A 257-nucleotide genomic window follows, 5' to 3' on the forward strand; every position below is an offset into this window, starting at 1 on the left:
ATCCAAACACATGCTGGCACCCTAGAGAGTGGTTTGTACCTGGCAGGAAGTCTCGGTGGTGCAGACAGAGTCTCCAGCCTTGCTCTCCCTCCAGCACTGGAAGCAATTCTCTGTAAACCCAGAGCTCATCGTGAACGTTGTAGGAGATGAAGGCATCGTAGCGCTCAGGAGACCCCTTCTTTCTTTTGTTAGCATCATAAAGGAAGGCCAGGAAAAGGTAGTAGGCATTGAGAAGATGCAACCTCAGAAAGTGGTAG

The 257-nt window shown here is 50.2% G+C and carries 1 protein-coding gene; it reads left to right on the forward strand.

Annotated elements, in window-relative coordinates; translation table 11 throughout:
* Positions 1–55: 55 nt before the first annotated feature.
* On the forward strand, positions 56–257 hold a 202-nt coding region (locus IEQ44_RS17335), incomplete at its 3' end, for a hypothetical protein (RefSeq protein WP_227487672.1).

The sequence above is a fragment of the Nocardioides malaquae genome, assembly GCF_015070385.1.
Classification (GTDB): Bacteria; Actinomycetota; Actinomycetes; order Propionibacteriales; family Nocardioidaceae; genus Nocardioides; species Nocardioides malaquae.